This is a genomic window from Hymenobacter volaticus, assembly GCF_022921055.1.
In the GTDB taxonomy this organism is placed as follows: Bacteria; Bacteroidota; Bacteroidia; order Cytophagales; family Hymenobacteraceae; genus Hymenobacter; species Hymenobacter volaticus.
The window spans coordinates 1092064-1107228 of the sequence record NZ_CP095061.1 but is presented as its reverse complement, the minus strand read 5'-3'; the positions used below and the strand labels follow the sequence as shown (position 1 = coordinate 1107228).

The 15165-nt window shown below is 44.6% G+C and carries 13 protein-coding genes and 1 pseudogene; all 14 read right to left on the bottom strand.

The features are described 5' to 3' along the window. Positions 1-26: 26 nt before the first annotated feature. Complete coding sequence (locus MUN86_RS04840; protein ID WP_245122423.1) at positions 27-932, bottom strand: glycosyltransferase family 2 protein; 906 nt, start codon at positions 930-932, stop codon at positions 27-29. A 38-nt stretch (positions 933-970) separates the two neighbouring features. Next, complete coding sequence (locus MUN86_RS04835; protein WP_245122420.1) at positions 971-1702, bottom strand: WbqC family protein; 732 nt, start codon at positions 1700-1702, stop codon at positions 971-973. Between the two features lie 964 nt (positions 1703-2666). Beyond that, a complete protein-coding gene (locus tag MUN86_RS04830) occupies positions 2667-3398 on the bottom strand; it encodes a 2OG-Fe(II) oxygenase (protein ID WP_245122418.1) in 732 nt (243 codons plus the stop codon). 83 nt (positions 3399-3481) lie between these two features. Continuing rightward, on the bottom strand, positions 3482-4678 hold the full coding sequence (locus tag MUN86_RS04825) for a glycosyltransferase (RefSeq protein ID WP_245122415.1): 1197 nt from the start codon (positions 4676-4678) through the stop codon (positions 3482-3484). Between the two features lie 42 nt (positions 4679-4720). Further along, entirely contained in the window at positions 4721-5629 is a 909-nt protein-coding gene (locus MUN86_RS04820; RefSeq protein ID WP_280640599.1) for a glycosyltransferase family 2 protein, read from the bottom strand. Between the two features lie 106 nt (positions 5630-5735). Next, positions 5736-6847 (bottom strand): annotated as a pseudogene (gene gmd, locus MUN86_RS04815) (GDP-mannose 4,6-dehydratase). Positions 6848-7217: 370 nt separating this feature from the next. After that, positions 7218-8336, bottom strand: coding sequence for a glycosyltransferase family 61 protein (locus tag MUN86_RS04810; RefSeq protein ID WP_245122410.1), 1119 nt, complete (start codon positions 8334-8336; stop codon positions 7218-7220). 239 nt (positions 8337-8575) lie between these two features. Further along, on the bottom strand, positions 8576-9319 hold the full coding sequence (locus tag MUN86_RS04805; protein WP_245122407.1) for an alpha-1,2-fucosyltransferase: 744 nt from the start codon (positions 9317-9319) through the stop codon (positions 8576-8578). A gap of 74 nt (positions 9320-9393) precedes the next feature. Beyond that, the gene (locus MUN86_RS04800) at positions 9394-10188 is read right to left on the bottom strand and encodes a glycosyltransferase family 2 protein (RefSeq protein ID WP_245122404.1); all 795 of its coding nucleotides are present in this window, start codon (positions 10186-10188) and stop codon (positions 9394-9396) included. Between the two features lie 37 nt (positions 10189-10225). After that, a complete protein-coding gene (locus tag MUN86_RS04795) occupies positions 10226-11179 on the bottom strand; it encodes a glycosyltransferase family 2 protein (protein ID WP_245122401.1) in 954 nt (317 codons plus the stop codon). Further along, the gene (locus MUN86_RS04790; RefSeq protein WP_245122398.1) at positions 11176-12255 is read right to left on the bottom strand and encodes a glycosyltransferase family 2 protein; all 1080 of its coding nucleotides are present in this window, start codon (positions 12253-12255) and stop codon (positions 11176-11178) included. Before MUN86_RS04790 ends, MUN86_RS04795 begins: the two co-directional genes overlap by 4 nt. Positions 12256-12316: 61 nt before the next feature. Further along, complete coding sequence (locus MUN86_RS04785; RefSeq protein ID WP_245122395.1) at positions 12317-13417, bottom strand: glycosyltransferase family 4 protein; 1101 nt, start codon at positions 13415-13417, stop codon at positions 12317-12319. A 4-nt stretch (positions 13418-13421) separates the two neighbouring features. After that, positions 13422-14378, bottom strand: a complete 957-nt coding sequence (locus MUN86_RS04780; protein WP_245122392.1) for a GDP-mannose 4,6-dehydratase — start codon at positions 14376-14378, stop codon at positions 13422-13424. Positions 14379-14390: 12 nt separating this feature from the next. Beyond that, complete coding sequence (locus MUN86_RS04775) at positions 14391-15062, bottom strand: class I SAM-dependent methyltransferase (protein ID WP_245122389.1); 672 nt, start codon at positions 15060-15062, stop codon at positions 14391-14393. Positions 15063-15165 lie beyond the last annotated feature (103 nt).

Below are 15165 nucleotides of genomic sequence, written 5' to 3'. Positions count from 1 at the left end.
GTAGATATTACCTAGAAATCGGGCAGTTACTCCAACGTTTCTGCCTCTATAAAGTCGGGGCGACGGGTGGTTTTGAGGTTGATGCGGTGGATATATTCCCCTAGTATTCCCATACCTAGCAGCAGTAATCCAACCCCAAAGCCAATAGCAATGATGAGGGATGCAAAGCCAGGCAGTAAGTCGTTGAAGAACAGCTTGCGCAACAGAATATAGCCCGAATATAAAGTAGTGAGGATGAATACTACGAGAGACGCATAGCTAAGCATCCGCACCGGCAAGTCGGAGAATGTAACAAATATGTTAATGGAGTGCCGTATTAGCCGACCTAGTGTATAACTACTGCGGCCGATAGTTCGCGGCTGGTGAGTGACCTGAATGCTGCCAACATTGCTTGTTACCCAGGTAAGATAGCCATCGAGGAAGGTATACGAGTTGCGCATAGTCAGGCAATGACGCGCAACACTAGTTTTCAAAAGACGAAATGCAGAATAATTAGCGTGCAACTCCGGGATGCCCAAACGCAGCATACGCCGTAGCAGTCCTGAAGTCAGATTGCGCCAGCTTGCGTGCTGCCGAGACTCATAGCAACCATATACTACATCAAAATTTCCGGCGACTTGGCGCTGAACAAGAAGATGTATATCAGACGGAGAATGCTGCAAATCCTCGTCGAGTGTGACAATAAATTGCCCGCTTGCGTGCCCGAAGCCGCAAAGTAGGGCGTTGTGCTGTCCGAAGTTGCGCGACAGCCGAATGGCCTTCACGCAGGCGGGGCCAAACTCTTGCCGCAACTGCAGAACTACATCCCAAGCTGCCGCTTGACCACCATCGTGCACAAAAATCAGTTCATAAGAATAGCCGGCCTTGACAAAGAATTCCTGCAACTTCTCTGCTAACGGGCGTAAGGTATCTTGTCCTTGGAAAACAGGCACAACTACCGAGTACTTTACTGCACTAGGCGTTGCTGTAATCATATTTCAGCCCTTGACGAGTTGCTTGTACTCAGGTAACAAGTAGCAGCCGGGCCCATATTAAAAAGCAAATCCACAATAGAAACTGCTGATTCAAAAGGTTCTCCGTGCACCTGTTGATAGGGTTTGTAGCCGCTATAGTCCATCCACTGAACTTCAATCCCCGCTGTAGTCATCTGCTGCTGGTTTAAGTAGACTTGTGCCGCCGGACCTGACAGGTAGTAGTTTCCGTTTACAGCCTGCAGCAATTGTACTAGCCGGGTGGTACGGTCTGCCAACAAATCATATGTATAATCGCTGGAGCAACTGATGCGAGTGCTAAATCCTAGAGCGGCGCAGATAGATCTCAAAAACAAAAGGTTGATTTCACTTAGATAGTTTAGCGAAGCTGCTTGAACATACAAGTCCGCTAGTACGTCACGACCAAACTGAAAACAACTGGCTCGAGTATATGCTTGGCTGAGCGTGCGCCAGTGGCGAGGTGCCCAGCGCAAGTCCATTACATGCGTATCGCGAATACTTTGGTGTAGTGTATTGCGACGCACAGGTATACTTAGCCACTGGGTGCCGTGTGCTGTGCGAATGCGGTTGCGATTACGCCAGTCGTTTTTAGTGTACTGCATATCGTCATAGACAATAAATTCGTCTACACTCGCAATAAGATCGAAATAGCCTCGCCAAGGAATGTAGTTAGATTGGAGAATGGCGACCTTTCTTTTAAAGCCTGACACTACAATAAATTTTAGACGGTGGTAAATTACGAAGTACTTTAGGTTGAATTTAGTCGGTGATTATGCTTTTCGATGATCAGTTGGATGCACACATGGTATAGCTAAACACAGACTGAAAGAGCAGGTTTTACGCACCAGTACGGCGTCTTTTGGCTTAATGCACAGTTGGTTGGCGCTCTCTACGATGCTGTTCTTGCCGCCTCTTTAGGGCTGGGCCGATGCGCAGGCTGCGCCAAAACCTGGCCATATGCTTCCCATTCGTCCGTAAAATACCACGTGCCCGTACGGTACTCATTTGGCAAGGCCTGCCACAACTGGCGCAAGGTGGCGGTCCCACGCGAGCATAGCCTCCAGCCTTGTGTGGCGCTTCACAGCCTTCTAGAGCCAGATTTGCGTTTTTTTGCGCCCAGCATAAGTCTACATTTCATCTAGTTCGAGTACGCGTGGCCGACACGGCTTGGGCCATAGCTACAGCGTGTGCTGCGCTTTTTTGTCAACTCGATAACAATGGAACGCGAGGCGTCCATTAAGCACAAGATGGCCCGTTGCAACACCCCCCACTAGAGCAGCAACTCTCTACACCTGTGAGGGTACCGCCCTCGCGGGTGCAGCAGGCGAAAACACGGCCTGGTAGCGACAAGCTGTGCACTGGTACTTAAGTTATTCGCTGCATTTTTTGCGTAGAATTGTGCTGACGCACTTACCACACCTGAAATAATAATCACCTACTACTTTACCAGCGCCAAATTTTAATCATATAAATATATTAATCACACAAATTAAGATTAACACACTGGTATATGACATAAATTAGTCACCACAGAATCCTGTTAAGAAAGTCAAAATGACAAAATAATAAATCCTGCACTTTATGGCACAGGATTTATTGAATAAATAAAATATCCTACCTAAATTTTATTTTTTGTTCTCTCAACAGCCGCTTTCAAGCCAGATTTAAAATTTTTCAATAATCCACCTGTACCCTCCGTGTTGACATACACTGTATTATGCTCCCTGCAATTTCATTGGCCGGCCGGTCTTTTGTATAATAATAGACAGCTAATGATTTACGAGTGATACCACCGGGAGCTGCCAAAGGTTTAGGATGACCATGATACGAGACTTCATTGGTTTCAAAAATCACGCATCGATTGAATAGTGGTGCAATAGATTCCAGCTGTTTCTTTTTTTGCATATCCCATAACTCTAAATATCCATTATACTCTTGCTTCCAATTCTTGTTCATATAAACAATAGCATTCATACGCCGGTGGTATTTGGTAGTTTGATGATAGTTGAAATCAACGTGTACATCCAAAAAAGCCCCTGTAACAGACTGATGTAGTCCTCCCCCAAATAGCTCGTCGTCACCTAAAAGTTCGGATATACCAGTAATATCTTCTACTATATGAAGAAAGTTTTCTCCGTTAAACTCGTTGAATGCTTGCTGTAGTAATGGGTGTTCTGCTCCGAACTTTGTCAGGGCAAACTTATTTTTCTGATTGATATAGGTTGTGCCATCCCAATTACCTGTCGTTACATCAGGATAAGCTTCTAGAATCCGTTCGGCGGCCTCTGGCCTGAAGAAGCCATCGTATACCAAATAGTGAAACGGTTTTTCAGGGTCATTCCACTGCGTTTTCAGTTCTGCAATATGTGCCTGCAACTTGTCGAAGTCAATTAATTCCTGATCCATTGTGTAGTTGATGCTTGAGTGGTTAGTTGTGCCTCAAGGCAAAATTACGCAGCACAGTTTGTGCGATGCGTAATTTTGCCCTCTTATGTTCCAAAAAATCTCGTGTATGCTTGTTTTGCTTGCTCGATGGATCGATGCTGCTCAGCTAATTGGCGCACGCGCGTGCGGTAGTCAGGCAGGGCAATCTGTTGTTCGATTAACTGTAGAGCGTCTCCTACTGAGGTCGGCCGCTCCAGGTTGAAAACTGCTCCTCCTCCTTCTTCTTTGATAATTGCGCTGTCATCTCCTACACCTTCCGTAAGTAGTACCGGGAGCCCGCTAGCCCAATATTCACCTACTTTTACGGGAGAGCAGTACTGGCGGCACTCAGCAGGCTTGATTGGTGCGAAAGCAAAATCAGCCGCTGCCAAGTAAGCAGGTACTTCCCGGTGCGGCGCTTTTGTAACGAATGTATTGGTTTCGTTGAGGCCAACCGCTTGTAACTTTGCTTTGACTTGCTCAATGGGATTGGGGGTTAGAATTATTAACCGGAAACGGTCAGGAAAATGATCAGCCGCAGCTCGAAAGATGTCGAAAGCCTCGGCATCGTAGTATATATCCCCGAACTTGCCTACGTAAATACCGACAATAGCCTCATTAGGGAAGTCCAATTGTCGGCGCATTTGCTGTCTACGCTCCGCATCAAAAGCAAATTTCTGAAGATCAACGAAACACGACACCGTCATTATTCGATCAGCTGGCACCCCTTCCTCTATAAGCTTGCGTCTATAGTTTTCAGCTACCGGCATAAGTCCCTTAGCAAGTTTCTTTTCTTTTTCTTCCCACCTACGCTGAAACAAATATCTTGGGTCATACGCCTTCCAAACACCTGAATCAAGCATATAATCGGCATGAGGCTCAAACGACTCTACGAAGAAGCGTACTCCAGTTCGTTTACTTGTTTGGTAAGCTAGTGCACCAGCCATTGCTCCCCGTCCAATAATTGTATCAACATCATATTGCCGCACTAAAGCTGCTAACTCACGAGGCAACCGTACAAAATCATCAATCTTATTGAGTAACAGCGGCTGTTTTGTACGGGAAATAAGCGGACGAAATACAATCTTGTGATTTGTAAAAGAAGGCGTAAACTGTATATCTTCTTTCTCGTCTCGCTCTACAGTGGCTAGAACAATAGTTTCCACAGTGCTAATCCCCTGTAGAATTTGCAAGTTAGGCATCGTAGTAGAAGTAGTTAATGGGTCACTAATTCCCCAAAAACCAATAAAAAGAATGCGCATAAAGAATTACTAGTAAAAAGGGCTGAGACACAGACTTTAATCTCAAGCGGATTGTTTAAGCAGAGATATTAGTTGCGGACCCAATACGCAACGTATTATCAACATGGCTTTTTGGGGCCACGACAAGGAGGGCAAAGCCTGCCGGGCAAATCGTAGTGCCTCAATACGGTGCCCATCCGCATATGCATGAATGGCGCAAAGATAATACACTCGACCACTCAGGAGTTGGCACTGTAGAGGCGTGAGAACAATATGAGCCAGCATCCACTCGAGTGATAGTTGCAGTTTACGCACTAGCGCGGTATTATCAGCCCGCATTGAGCGAGCATCGTGGTCATTCATGGTTAGCGTTACGGTATCTACCAAATACACGGTATCATGCTGTGTATTTTCCAGCATAAACATCCAGTCTTCAACGGCGGCGAAAGCTCGGTCTTCCTCGAAGAGCTTCAGTTTCGGATTACGCCGCCGCACACAGATATTGCAGGCTAAGGCATTGCCCTTCAGGAAAAACTCTAATCCATATCGGCCAGCTGGCACTGGCGCCAGATCGCTAGCACTCTGCTGCCCATTTCGCTTGAAATCGAATTTGGTGGCAATAAAATTGGGGTAGTTCTGCTCTTGAATAGCCGCATGCAGTGTAGCAAGATGGTTGGGATGCAATAAGTCGTCGGAATCCAGAAACAAAACATACTCGCCTTGCGCCCGCGCCAATCCATAATTGCGCGCCATCCCTCGCTCACCGTTTGCTTTGAAATAATACTGCAGACGTGGGTCAGGGGATTGTCTCACTACATCAGCCGTGTTATCATTGCTGCCGTCATCTACTACTAGTATTTCGAAAGCAGCAAAAGTTTGAGTTAGCACAGAGCGCAACGTGTCTGCAATAAAATTAGCGCGGTTGTAAGTAGGAATTATAACGCTGAAGAATGGCTGTATGCTAGTATTCATTCGTGTTAGTCGAGCAAAACAGACATGTACTTCATAAAAAAGACCGGTTTTAAAGCCGGTCTTTTTTATGAAGTACAAATCGAAAACCTATAATTCAGAGGCAAAACTACTCGTGATAGTTATACACTTTGTGTCCGCCCTTGAGTAGATACTCGTCGCGCTGGAACAGAGCCACGTCAGCAGCCATCATATCTTTTACCAGTGAAGTAAGGTCATGCTTGGGTTCCCATCCCAGCTTGGTTTTAGCTTTCGTTGGGTCACCAATCAGCAGTTCTACTTCAGTTGGACGGAAGTAGCGCGGGTCGATTTCCAATACTACCTGCCCTACTTCTAGGCCCGCAGACGGATTATCACAACGTACTACAAGCCCCTTTTCTTCAACGCCCTCACCAGAGAAAGCTACTTCAATACCAACTTCAGCAAAAGCTCGCTGCACAAACTCGCGTACAGTAGTTGTTACTCCGGTAGCGATAACAAAATCCTCTGGCGTCTCCTGCTGCAAAATCCGCCACATGGCTTCCACGTAATCTTGCGCATGCCCCCAGTCCCGTTTAGCATCTATGTTGCCCAAGAAAATCTTTTGCTGTAAGCCTAGCGAAATACGAGCGACCCCCGCGTGATCTTACGCGTCACAAAGGTTTCGCCTCGTAGAGGTGACTCATGGTTGAAGAGAATACCATTACAAGCGTACATGCCATAGGCTTCCCGGTAGTTTACAGTGATCCAATAGGCATACATCTTAGCCACCGCATATGGTGAGCGAGGATAGAAAGGTGTGGTTTCGCTCTGTGGCACCTGCTGCACAAGTCCGTACAGCTCAGACGTACTAGCTTGGTAGATGCGCGTTTTCTTGGTAAGGCCCAAAATTCGAATAGCTTCGAGCAGGCGCAACGTACCAATACCGTCGGCATTGGCTGTATACTCCGGTGTATCGAACGACACTTTCACGTGTGACATAGCCCCAAGATTGTAAATCTCGTCGGGCTGTACTTCCTGAATGATGCGAATCAGGTTGGTCGAGTCAGATAAGTCGCCGTAGTGCAGCTTGAAGCGCACATTTTTTTCGTGTGGATCCTGATAAAGGTGGTCGATCCGGTCGGTATTGAACAACGAAGAGCGGCGCTTGATACCATGCACCATATAGCCTTTGCTCAACAGCAAATCAGCAAGATAGGCACCATCTTGGCCAGTGATTCCAGTTACAAGAGCAACTTTCATAGAGGTAAATTTAGACGCAGGCTATTCGATAGCCGAAGATTATGGTTTGATAGAAGCGTCGAAGGTATCTAGCTTACTACCAAGCAGAGAAGATGCGTAAAGTTACGAGGGTTTATATTTGTCGCAAGCGTCGACCTCCTGTTTGTTGCCTTCTGACCTTGTAACGGTAGCATCCATCTACTGAAGAAAAGACCTCAAACTTGCGTTAGCAGACCTTTAAAACCAGTAGTGACAGACGGGCTTCTTGTTAGTGTAGTGGAGGACACACCAAAGCCTAGATAAATAAAGTTGTTCCGGCTTCTGCACAGGTGCTATACCAGTGTATAGAAGCTGTTAGTGGCCGCGCAGCCTATAGGCTAATTAGCAAATGTTATATAACTGCTTCGATGGTTTGCTTAAGCTGATTTATATCAACTAATAAATCTGATTGATTTAAAGCTGAAGTATCTGTTGCCTGACAAGGCACGCAGAAATAAGACAGCGCGCAGCAGGAAGCCAGACGGAAATAACATAAATCACCGCTTTCTTGGTTCAGCAGTTCCACTATTCTAGCGTTGGATGGCAGGAATAGTAGATTAGTCATGCCGGCACCGTGCACACCCATAAATACTGCAGTCTGCTGCATTAGTTGCACCTGTTGCACAAAGCTCAAATTCTCAAACAAAACAATTTCGAAACCATAGCCTTCAAGTAAAGTTATAACCTCGTTCTCATTTATCACTCGCCGCACTGATTGAGTAGCTCTAGAAGCATATACTCTTTTCTTCGGCTCCGTATTTCCGGAGCCTAATGCGCCAATAAGCTCGGTCCGTACCCTCTGAATAAGAATTGGGTTTTGAAAAAGGGATTCCGCTGTAAGCTCGGGCAATACCACATGCTTTGCTTTTACAATTTGCCTGGTATTGACGGGAAAATATTTTTCGAACCCTAGTATTGCCGCACTAATTTTAATGTAATCGGGTGTGTTTTTTGGAGGTAGGAAATCGGGAATCAGTAACAGGTAATTGGGATACTTTTCACGCAGCACTAAGAGGCGAGGCAAGGAATCGACCAACCAATGGTAGTAATTACCAACAGACCATTCATCGTGTACAACGGCTATTCCAACTTCGGAATCGGGTAAAGCTACGTGCTGGCCCAGCCACTGCCTGAGTAAAAATGTGTCTTGCAGCCTGCGAACAAATTTTGCCTGCACCAAGCTTGGTATAAATACTCGTAGGTTTTTGAAAACTGATCCATCCCATGAAATATTAACCTTGTCCAAGGTATACACAGCATGCGGCTTATACGTTATTTGCTGCTTGAAAGCGGCGGCTAACGCAGCCGGCAAAGCACTTATATTGGCGGGCAGCGTAGGCTGGTATGGAGCAGCGGCAGGCATAACCTCATCTATCTGGTACTGCTGCCAGTCAGGCAATAGCTCCGCTATCTTTCTAAACAGATAATCGAGCGTTGTCTTGATAAACTGGTAGGAGGATGCTGAGGCCATCTGAGCAATAGTATGAGGAAGGTGTAGTTAGGTAGCAAACTCAAGTTGCTGCCTAGCCGCAACGCGGCGATATGTTTGTAGCAAGTTCTATAATCGAAGGTATATAGGCCGCGTAGCAGCGACAGAAACACCAGCCTAACATTTTTCGTTACGCGGCCTGTCCGCAACTGAGGTTAGCAAACGTGAGTTCTGCTATTTACATAGTCTCGTATAGCACGCTGAAACCAGCTAGAGCTACCTTATCCTTTTTCACTTTGGATATGATACAAAGGAACCTCTCCTATGTAGCTCGCGCACATCGAAAATGTGCTCGGAGGTCCCATCAAATAATCGCACTTTGACATTAAGTAATGATCTACGAGAGCACTTTTTTCAGAAAAAGTGACACGACCGCCCCAGGTAGAATGATAGAGCGGTTTGTTTAGATCTTTATCATTGCTGAATACTAATATCTTGAACTTAACAAACAGTTGATTGATCAATTGTTGTAGCTTATCGATATATACCTCGTCAGCGTAGAAACACCTACCGTCTTCAAATTCTTTATAATCACCCCGGCGAATATGCAGTCCTATTATCACTTCTTCGGAACTACTTTTTCGTAGATACTGCTCCTTTATTTGCGCTTCATCGACCCGCGGCCTGAAAATATCTTGATATACACTTCTGTACTTCTGTACCGTTTCGTGGGTCCTAAACAACCAGCCGTCGCAAAAAACAACTGTGTTATCTATTAAGCTTCTTTTATACTCTTTGTTCCTACTCTCATCATTGAAGTCGATATAAGTTGTCAACTTTAATTTATTCAACGTTTGCTGCACCTTCATTTTCCTCAACATAGCCCACCACCTGCTACGATTATGAATATGTATGTAGTCAGCACTCATATTCTGAATATAATTCATTATAGAATATAATATTATTTTCTCCACAAAAAGAATCAAGGTGAACATGCTGAAACACCATATTACTTCTTTGCCCATACGGATTAAGCAGCACAACCATTTTCCTGTTTTAAAAACAAATAAATTGCTTCCAACTACCGCAGCTTCGTGAACTAATTGCGTCTGAATAAGGCGCGAAGACTATCGTTCAAACCGATTGCAAGCTTCACAACTCGCGCGTTTACTGTTGTTGATAGCTGTATATTCTCGTCGATGAGGCGCTGCCCCCAGGCCGGAACCAACGCATCCCAGATAGTTTGCATCTCCAGCTTATAGCTTTTATAATTTTCGGCCGCGCTCATACCGTTACTATCGTATTCCACTATGGCCGCCGGCATATGCGCATAGACTTTGCTTTGCAGCATGCATTGCAGAAAAAACAAGTAATCGGAAGCAATTTTATATTCTTCGGAATACAAACCAATTTCATTGAACAAGCTTGCCTTTATAAAAGATGCCTGGTGGTTGAGGGTCAAGTTTTTAAAGAACCCAAGGGTTAGCTCACAAGGGTAGCGCCAACGGACTCTGCCTTCGGCATACCCTACCGCGTGCACATCTCCGTAAAGAATATCAATGGCCGGACGCTGGGTGAGCAGGGCAGCTGATTCCTGCAGAACGGTTGGGCTGCTCAGGCAGTCACCACCATTCAGGAACATCAGATACTGCCCTGTTGCCTTGGCAATTCCTTTGTTCATAGCATCATAAACCCCTCGGTCTTTTTCGCTTACCCAGTAAGTAAGCTGAGGAGCATAGGCTTCTATCACTTGCAGACTTCCATCAGTTGACCCCCCGTCAAGCAGCAGGAACTCGTATTCGGCCTCTACCTGTCCTAACACGGACTTGATGGTTTTCTCCAGCCCTTGCTTGTCGTTGTAATTGACTGTAATGATTGACAGCAGCTTACTCATTACTGTTACCTATTGGGCGCACCATGAATTACCTGCTTTATTGAGGCTGAGCAGCCGCGCCAAACAAGCGGTGCTTCAGCCAGTAGGGAATACTTTTCAGGTAGTAGCCGTACCTTTTAGTGGTATACGCCAGCCGGACGTATCCTTTAATACCAGTTAGAATGCTGCCATTTTTCATGTTGTACATGGCCACATAAAATTGGTTGTCGTTGATTGCGGCTGCGTTGATACGGCTGGCCACCTGCGCGCCCGCCGCGGCCAGGGTAGTCGCCAGCCGTCGACGCATGGCTACTTCCGAAGTATGCATTCGGAGCAGGTTTTGGCTTGTGCTGGTCGGGTGTACGCGCACTATTGCCCAGGCATCAGGAGTATTATCATAATGAAAACGGGCGCCGGCCAGGGCGCAGCGTATCCAAAATTCCCAGTCCTCGACGGAACGCAAGTCTTCGCTAAATGGCCCTACCCGCTTCGCTAGCGTTGCCCGAAGCAAAGGCGCATTCACCACCATAATGCTTTTCTCAACCAACACGTTGACCATGGCTTCGCCTTGCCCATGCACTTCGGCCATCCAGCGCTGATCAAGCATATCGCCTGAGCGGCTCAATACCTGGGGGCTGCCATGCTGAAAGTAGCGCATATCACCATAAACCAGATCAACCGTGGGATGGGCCTCCAGAAAGGCCACCTGGGTTTCCAATTTGCGGGGCGCCAGTAAGTCATCTGCATCGAGGAATTGCAGGTATTCCCCACAGGCAAGGCGTAGCCCGTGATTACGAGCCGCCGACATCCCAGCATTGGCTTGGTAGACGTAGCAGAAGCGGGCGTCGCGCTGCTGATATTCTTCAGCTACTGCTTTCGACGTATCCGTGGAGCCGTCGTCAACGATGAGGCACTCCCAGTGCGGGTACGTCTGAGCAAGCAGCGAATCCAGTGTTTCCGGTAGCAACCATCCGTAATTGTAACACGGAATAACAACGCTTACTAACTTCATGAGGCTGGGTTTGAGGAACGGGTGGCAAACCAACGAACCAAGCTTTTGGGAAGCAAATAATGCTTCACTAACTGCCGGAGCACAGTGGCGTCGAGAGGCTGGCCATGACGACGGGCGATAGTCAGGCACTGACGGGCGGCGGCATAGTTGCCTTGCTCGTTGTAGTGGTGCAACCCAAGCCAGGCGACGTGGCGCACGAAGGCGCGGAGCTCTGCGGGCGCCACCCGGACCTCGTAGCGGGTGGGGCTGAACGGCAGGATGACAGGAATAGCCTGACGGGCGAAATCCAGCAAAACCGCCGCCTGATGTGTGCTGTACAGCACGTTGTAGTAAACCACCCAGACCTCGCCCTCGAAGCCTGCACTTTCTGCTACTGATTTGGACGCGCCGTGCAGCCGGAAATACGTGAGCAGCCCCTCTGAAAGGAGTACCCGGCTCTGGCCGGCCCTGAGGAGGTAGCGATACCACAGATCCACATCCATAGTGTAGCGAAACCGCTCGTCTATCCCGAGCTCCTTCAGAACTGCTGCTTTAAAGAAAGTGGAAGGCTGATTGATTTTGGGCCAAGCGAGCGTATCACCTACCGTGGGACCTAGCCCCATACGCATATCGCGAAGATCCAACTGGTCTAAGCTATCGAGGAAGTAGTCGCACTTGCCGCAAATCACATCATACTTCTCCAGGTTGAACTCTGTAGCAATCCGGTGAAATGCACCAGGCGCCACTAAGTCGTCGCTGTTGATCCAATTGATGATGTCGCCGGTGGCGAGAGCTAAGCCTTTCTGAATGGCGTGGCTTTGGCCCCGGTCTGGCTCGCTTACCCAGTGGGTTATCCAAGGCTCGTATTTTCGAATTACATCAAGAGTAGTATCCGTACTACCCGCATCGATGATGAGCAGCTCGTAATTTGGGTAATTCTGAAGTATAACAGAGTGAATGGTTTCCTCTAAGTACTGCCCCTGATTATAGCTAGGAGTAATGATGGATATTTTAGGGTACCGCTCATCACTAATATGATTTATTGGAGTTAAACCTGATTTCAGCAACCAAGGCCAATTGCGTGTGTCTGGGTTCATAACTGTAAATCAACTTAACTCAGGTGCTTAGTGGAGCTCAAGATCAGTAAGGCAAAACCCTCTACAATAGACTACTATAAATTTGTCTCGTTTCGGAACGGCACTTATCCCAACTGAACTCTTTGTAGCGCTTTTGGCCCTTGTCAATAAGATCCTTCTGAACACTTCTATTATAAAGCACTGTTGTTACAGCATCTCTAATTTGGACAAGGTTCTTTGGTTCAAAATATAGAGCGGCATCTCCTGCCACTTCTGGTAAAGATCCTCCGTTGCTGGTGACTACAGGGCAGTTGCTAGCGAAAGCCTCTAAAATCGGCAACCCAAATCCTTCGTATAACGATGGAAAAATGAACATAGCAGCGTTCTTATATGCCCATGCTAGGTCATTGTCACTTCTGAGGAATGCATTCAACACTTGCTTTTCAATGCCTAGATCTTTAAAAAAATTTATTTCAGCAGAAGTAAATGCATGACCAGTACAAAGTACTTGGAGATTCAAATCTGATTTTAGAACTTCAGACAACGCTATCATTGTGAAATAAAAGTTTTTATACAAACCTCTATTCCCTACAAACAATATATACTTCTTTAAATCATGAGCAATATCAATTGTTGAAGCTTCATACTTATCAAAATCAGATGCCAGATGAGTTACAGATATTTTCTCTTCTGGTATATTAAATATATCTATTAAATCTTCTTTTGTCTTGTGCGAAATAGCAATTATCCTTTCTGCCTTGACACATAAATTGCGTTTATTTGACGAGTCCATATCATACGCCGGAAAATATTCTTTGTAGATTTCGTGAATCATGTCATATACAGTCAAAACAAATGGTTTTGAGTTCATACCAAGAAAATATGGATCGTAATAAGTGGGATGAAAAATATCGTAATCCTCTTTGGCAAATACAGCTTTTGCTTCAGAGGGAAAAGCAGGAACTTCTGTAGAATTTAAAACGCCTAACTTTCTTTTAACGAACCTTTCACCTCTAGAAAAAAAATCTTGTTTATTGTGCACCTCGTTTTGCCTGAAAAGCACAGGGTCAATACTACATACTTTAAAATTATCATTTTCCAATTTCATTATTTCATTGAAATAACGACTTATTCCTCCAAATTTCTGCAAAGCAAAAATCTGATGATCGTAAAGTATTTTCATGGTTTTATTTGAGCTTGCTTTCCCAGTACTGTAACATATCAGTGAGGCTGTCATTAATTGAATACTCCGGAAGCCAACCAATCTGTTCAACTATCTTCTTGTTCGATCCAATAATAACTGGATTATCAGATGGCCTTATTAAGGAGCTATCGATAGTGTAGTCAAATTTTACCTTAGCAATGGACATCATTGTATCAATTATCTTAACTAAAGAATTACCTTGACCACTGCATATATTATAAATCTGGCCACTTTCGCCTTTCTCCATTAAAAGCATATATGCTTTTACAACATCCCTAACATCTAAAAAGTCACGTATTATATTAATATTTCCAACACTCATATTGCTTGAAATACCTTTTTTGTACATCATAATTTGCTTTGCAAAAGATGATATAACAAAGTTTTCTTTTTGGCCTGGTCCAATATGGTTAAATGATCTAGTCATTATAATATCCATATTATATCCCTTGCAGTATATATTACTCAGTAATTCCTGGGAAACACGTGCAACCGCATAAGGGCTCACTGGATTGAGAGGTGACTGTTCAGTTAAAGGAAGATCAGCTTCTTTGACTAAACCATATTCTTCTGATGAACCTACAGACAAAATTTTGCATTGCAAATTCAGAAGTCGCACACTTTCAACAAGATTTAAGAAAATATTGGTATTGTTTTGAAAACTCTCAATTGGCTTGGTCCAGCTGTACGAAACGCTACTATCTGATGCTAAGTGAAATATATAGTCAGGATGAGTAAGGTACAGAACCTCCTTTAGATGTTCTCTATCGTTTAAATCTATCTTTACAATTCTAACGTTTAAGTTTTTTCTTAGTTTTGAATTAAAATTATAAGAGCGAGATAAACCAATGATTTCGTATGGCTCGTTGGATTCATTCAGCAAATCAAGGAGATACTCGCTCACAAAACCTGTAAAACCTGTAATTAAAACTCTTTTCATGGCACTTAGCATTTACATTTTAGTGCCTGATATTTTATTAAAATCCTTGTCCAACAAAGAAGCTGGGTTTGGCTTGATACGATTAACTATCTTCTGATTCCATCTATTAAACACTCTTTTAAAAGCAGCATTTGATATTACTTTCTTTGTAAATAAGTGGTAAATATTGTTGAAGCAATAATAATTCAAATTGTATTTACTAGCCAGATACTTAAGAGATTCTTCAGAGTACAAAGAAACGTGCTGGCCGGTTTCAGGTATCAAATACCACCATTTCAATAAATTAGCATCCTTTGGATAAATTGATGTACTGAAAAATATATCAGAGCTGTAGGAAAGCATTATTTCCAACTCTTTGATTGGATCAGGGAGATGCTCAAACACCTCAAACGCTGTAAGTAGCTCAAATCCACTTTTATTCTTCAAGTCTTCATCTACATCGAAATTCTTTGAGAATAAATTTTCGCAGTAGATATCCTGTCTATAAAAATCAAATCCTCTATCACGCATCATACGAACTAGCATTCCATAACCGCCGCCATAATCAATAAATCTTGCATCTTTATTATACAATGATTTGATTAAAACTTGTAATATGGGAGCGATCTGAATATTTCTGTGAATCAAGCCAATATCCAGAGATGTGATTGCAGAAGAATACGCTTCATTTAACCAATAAGGCAACTCGGTTTGTATGAAGTCACAAACTGAACATTTGTAGTAGCTCACTTGATATTTGTTCAATACTTCGCATCGAAATGAAAACATCGAATTACTCTTACAGATA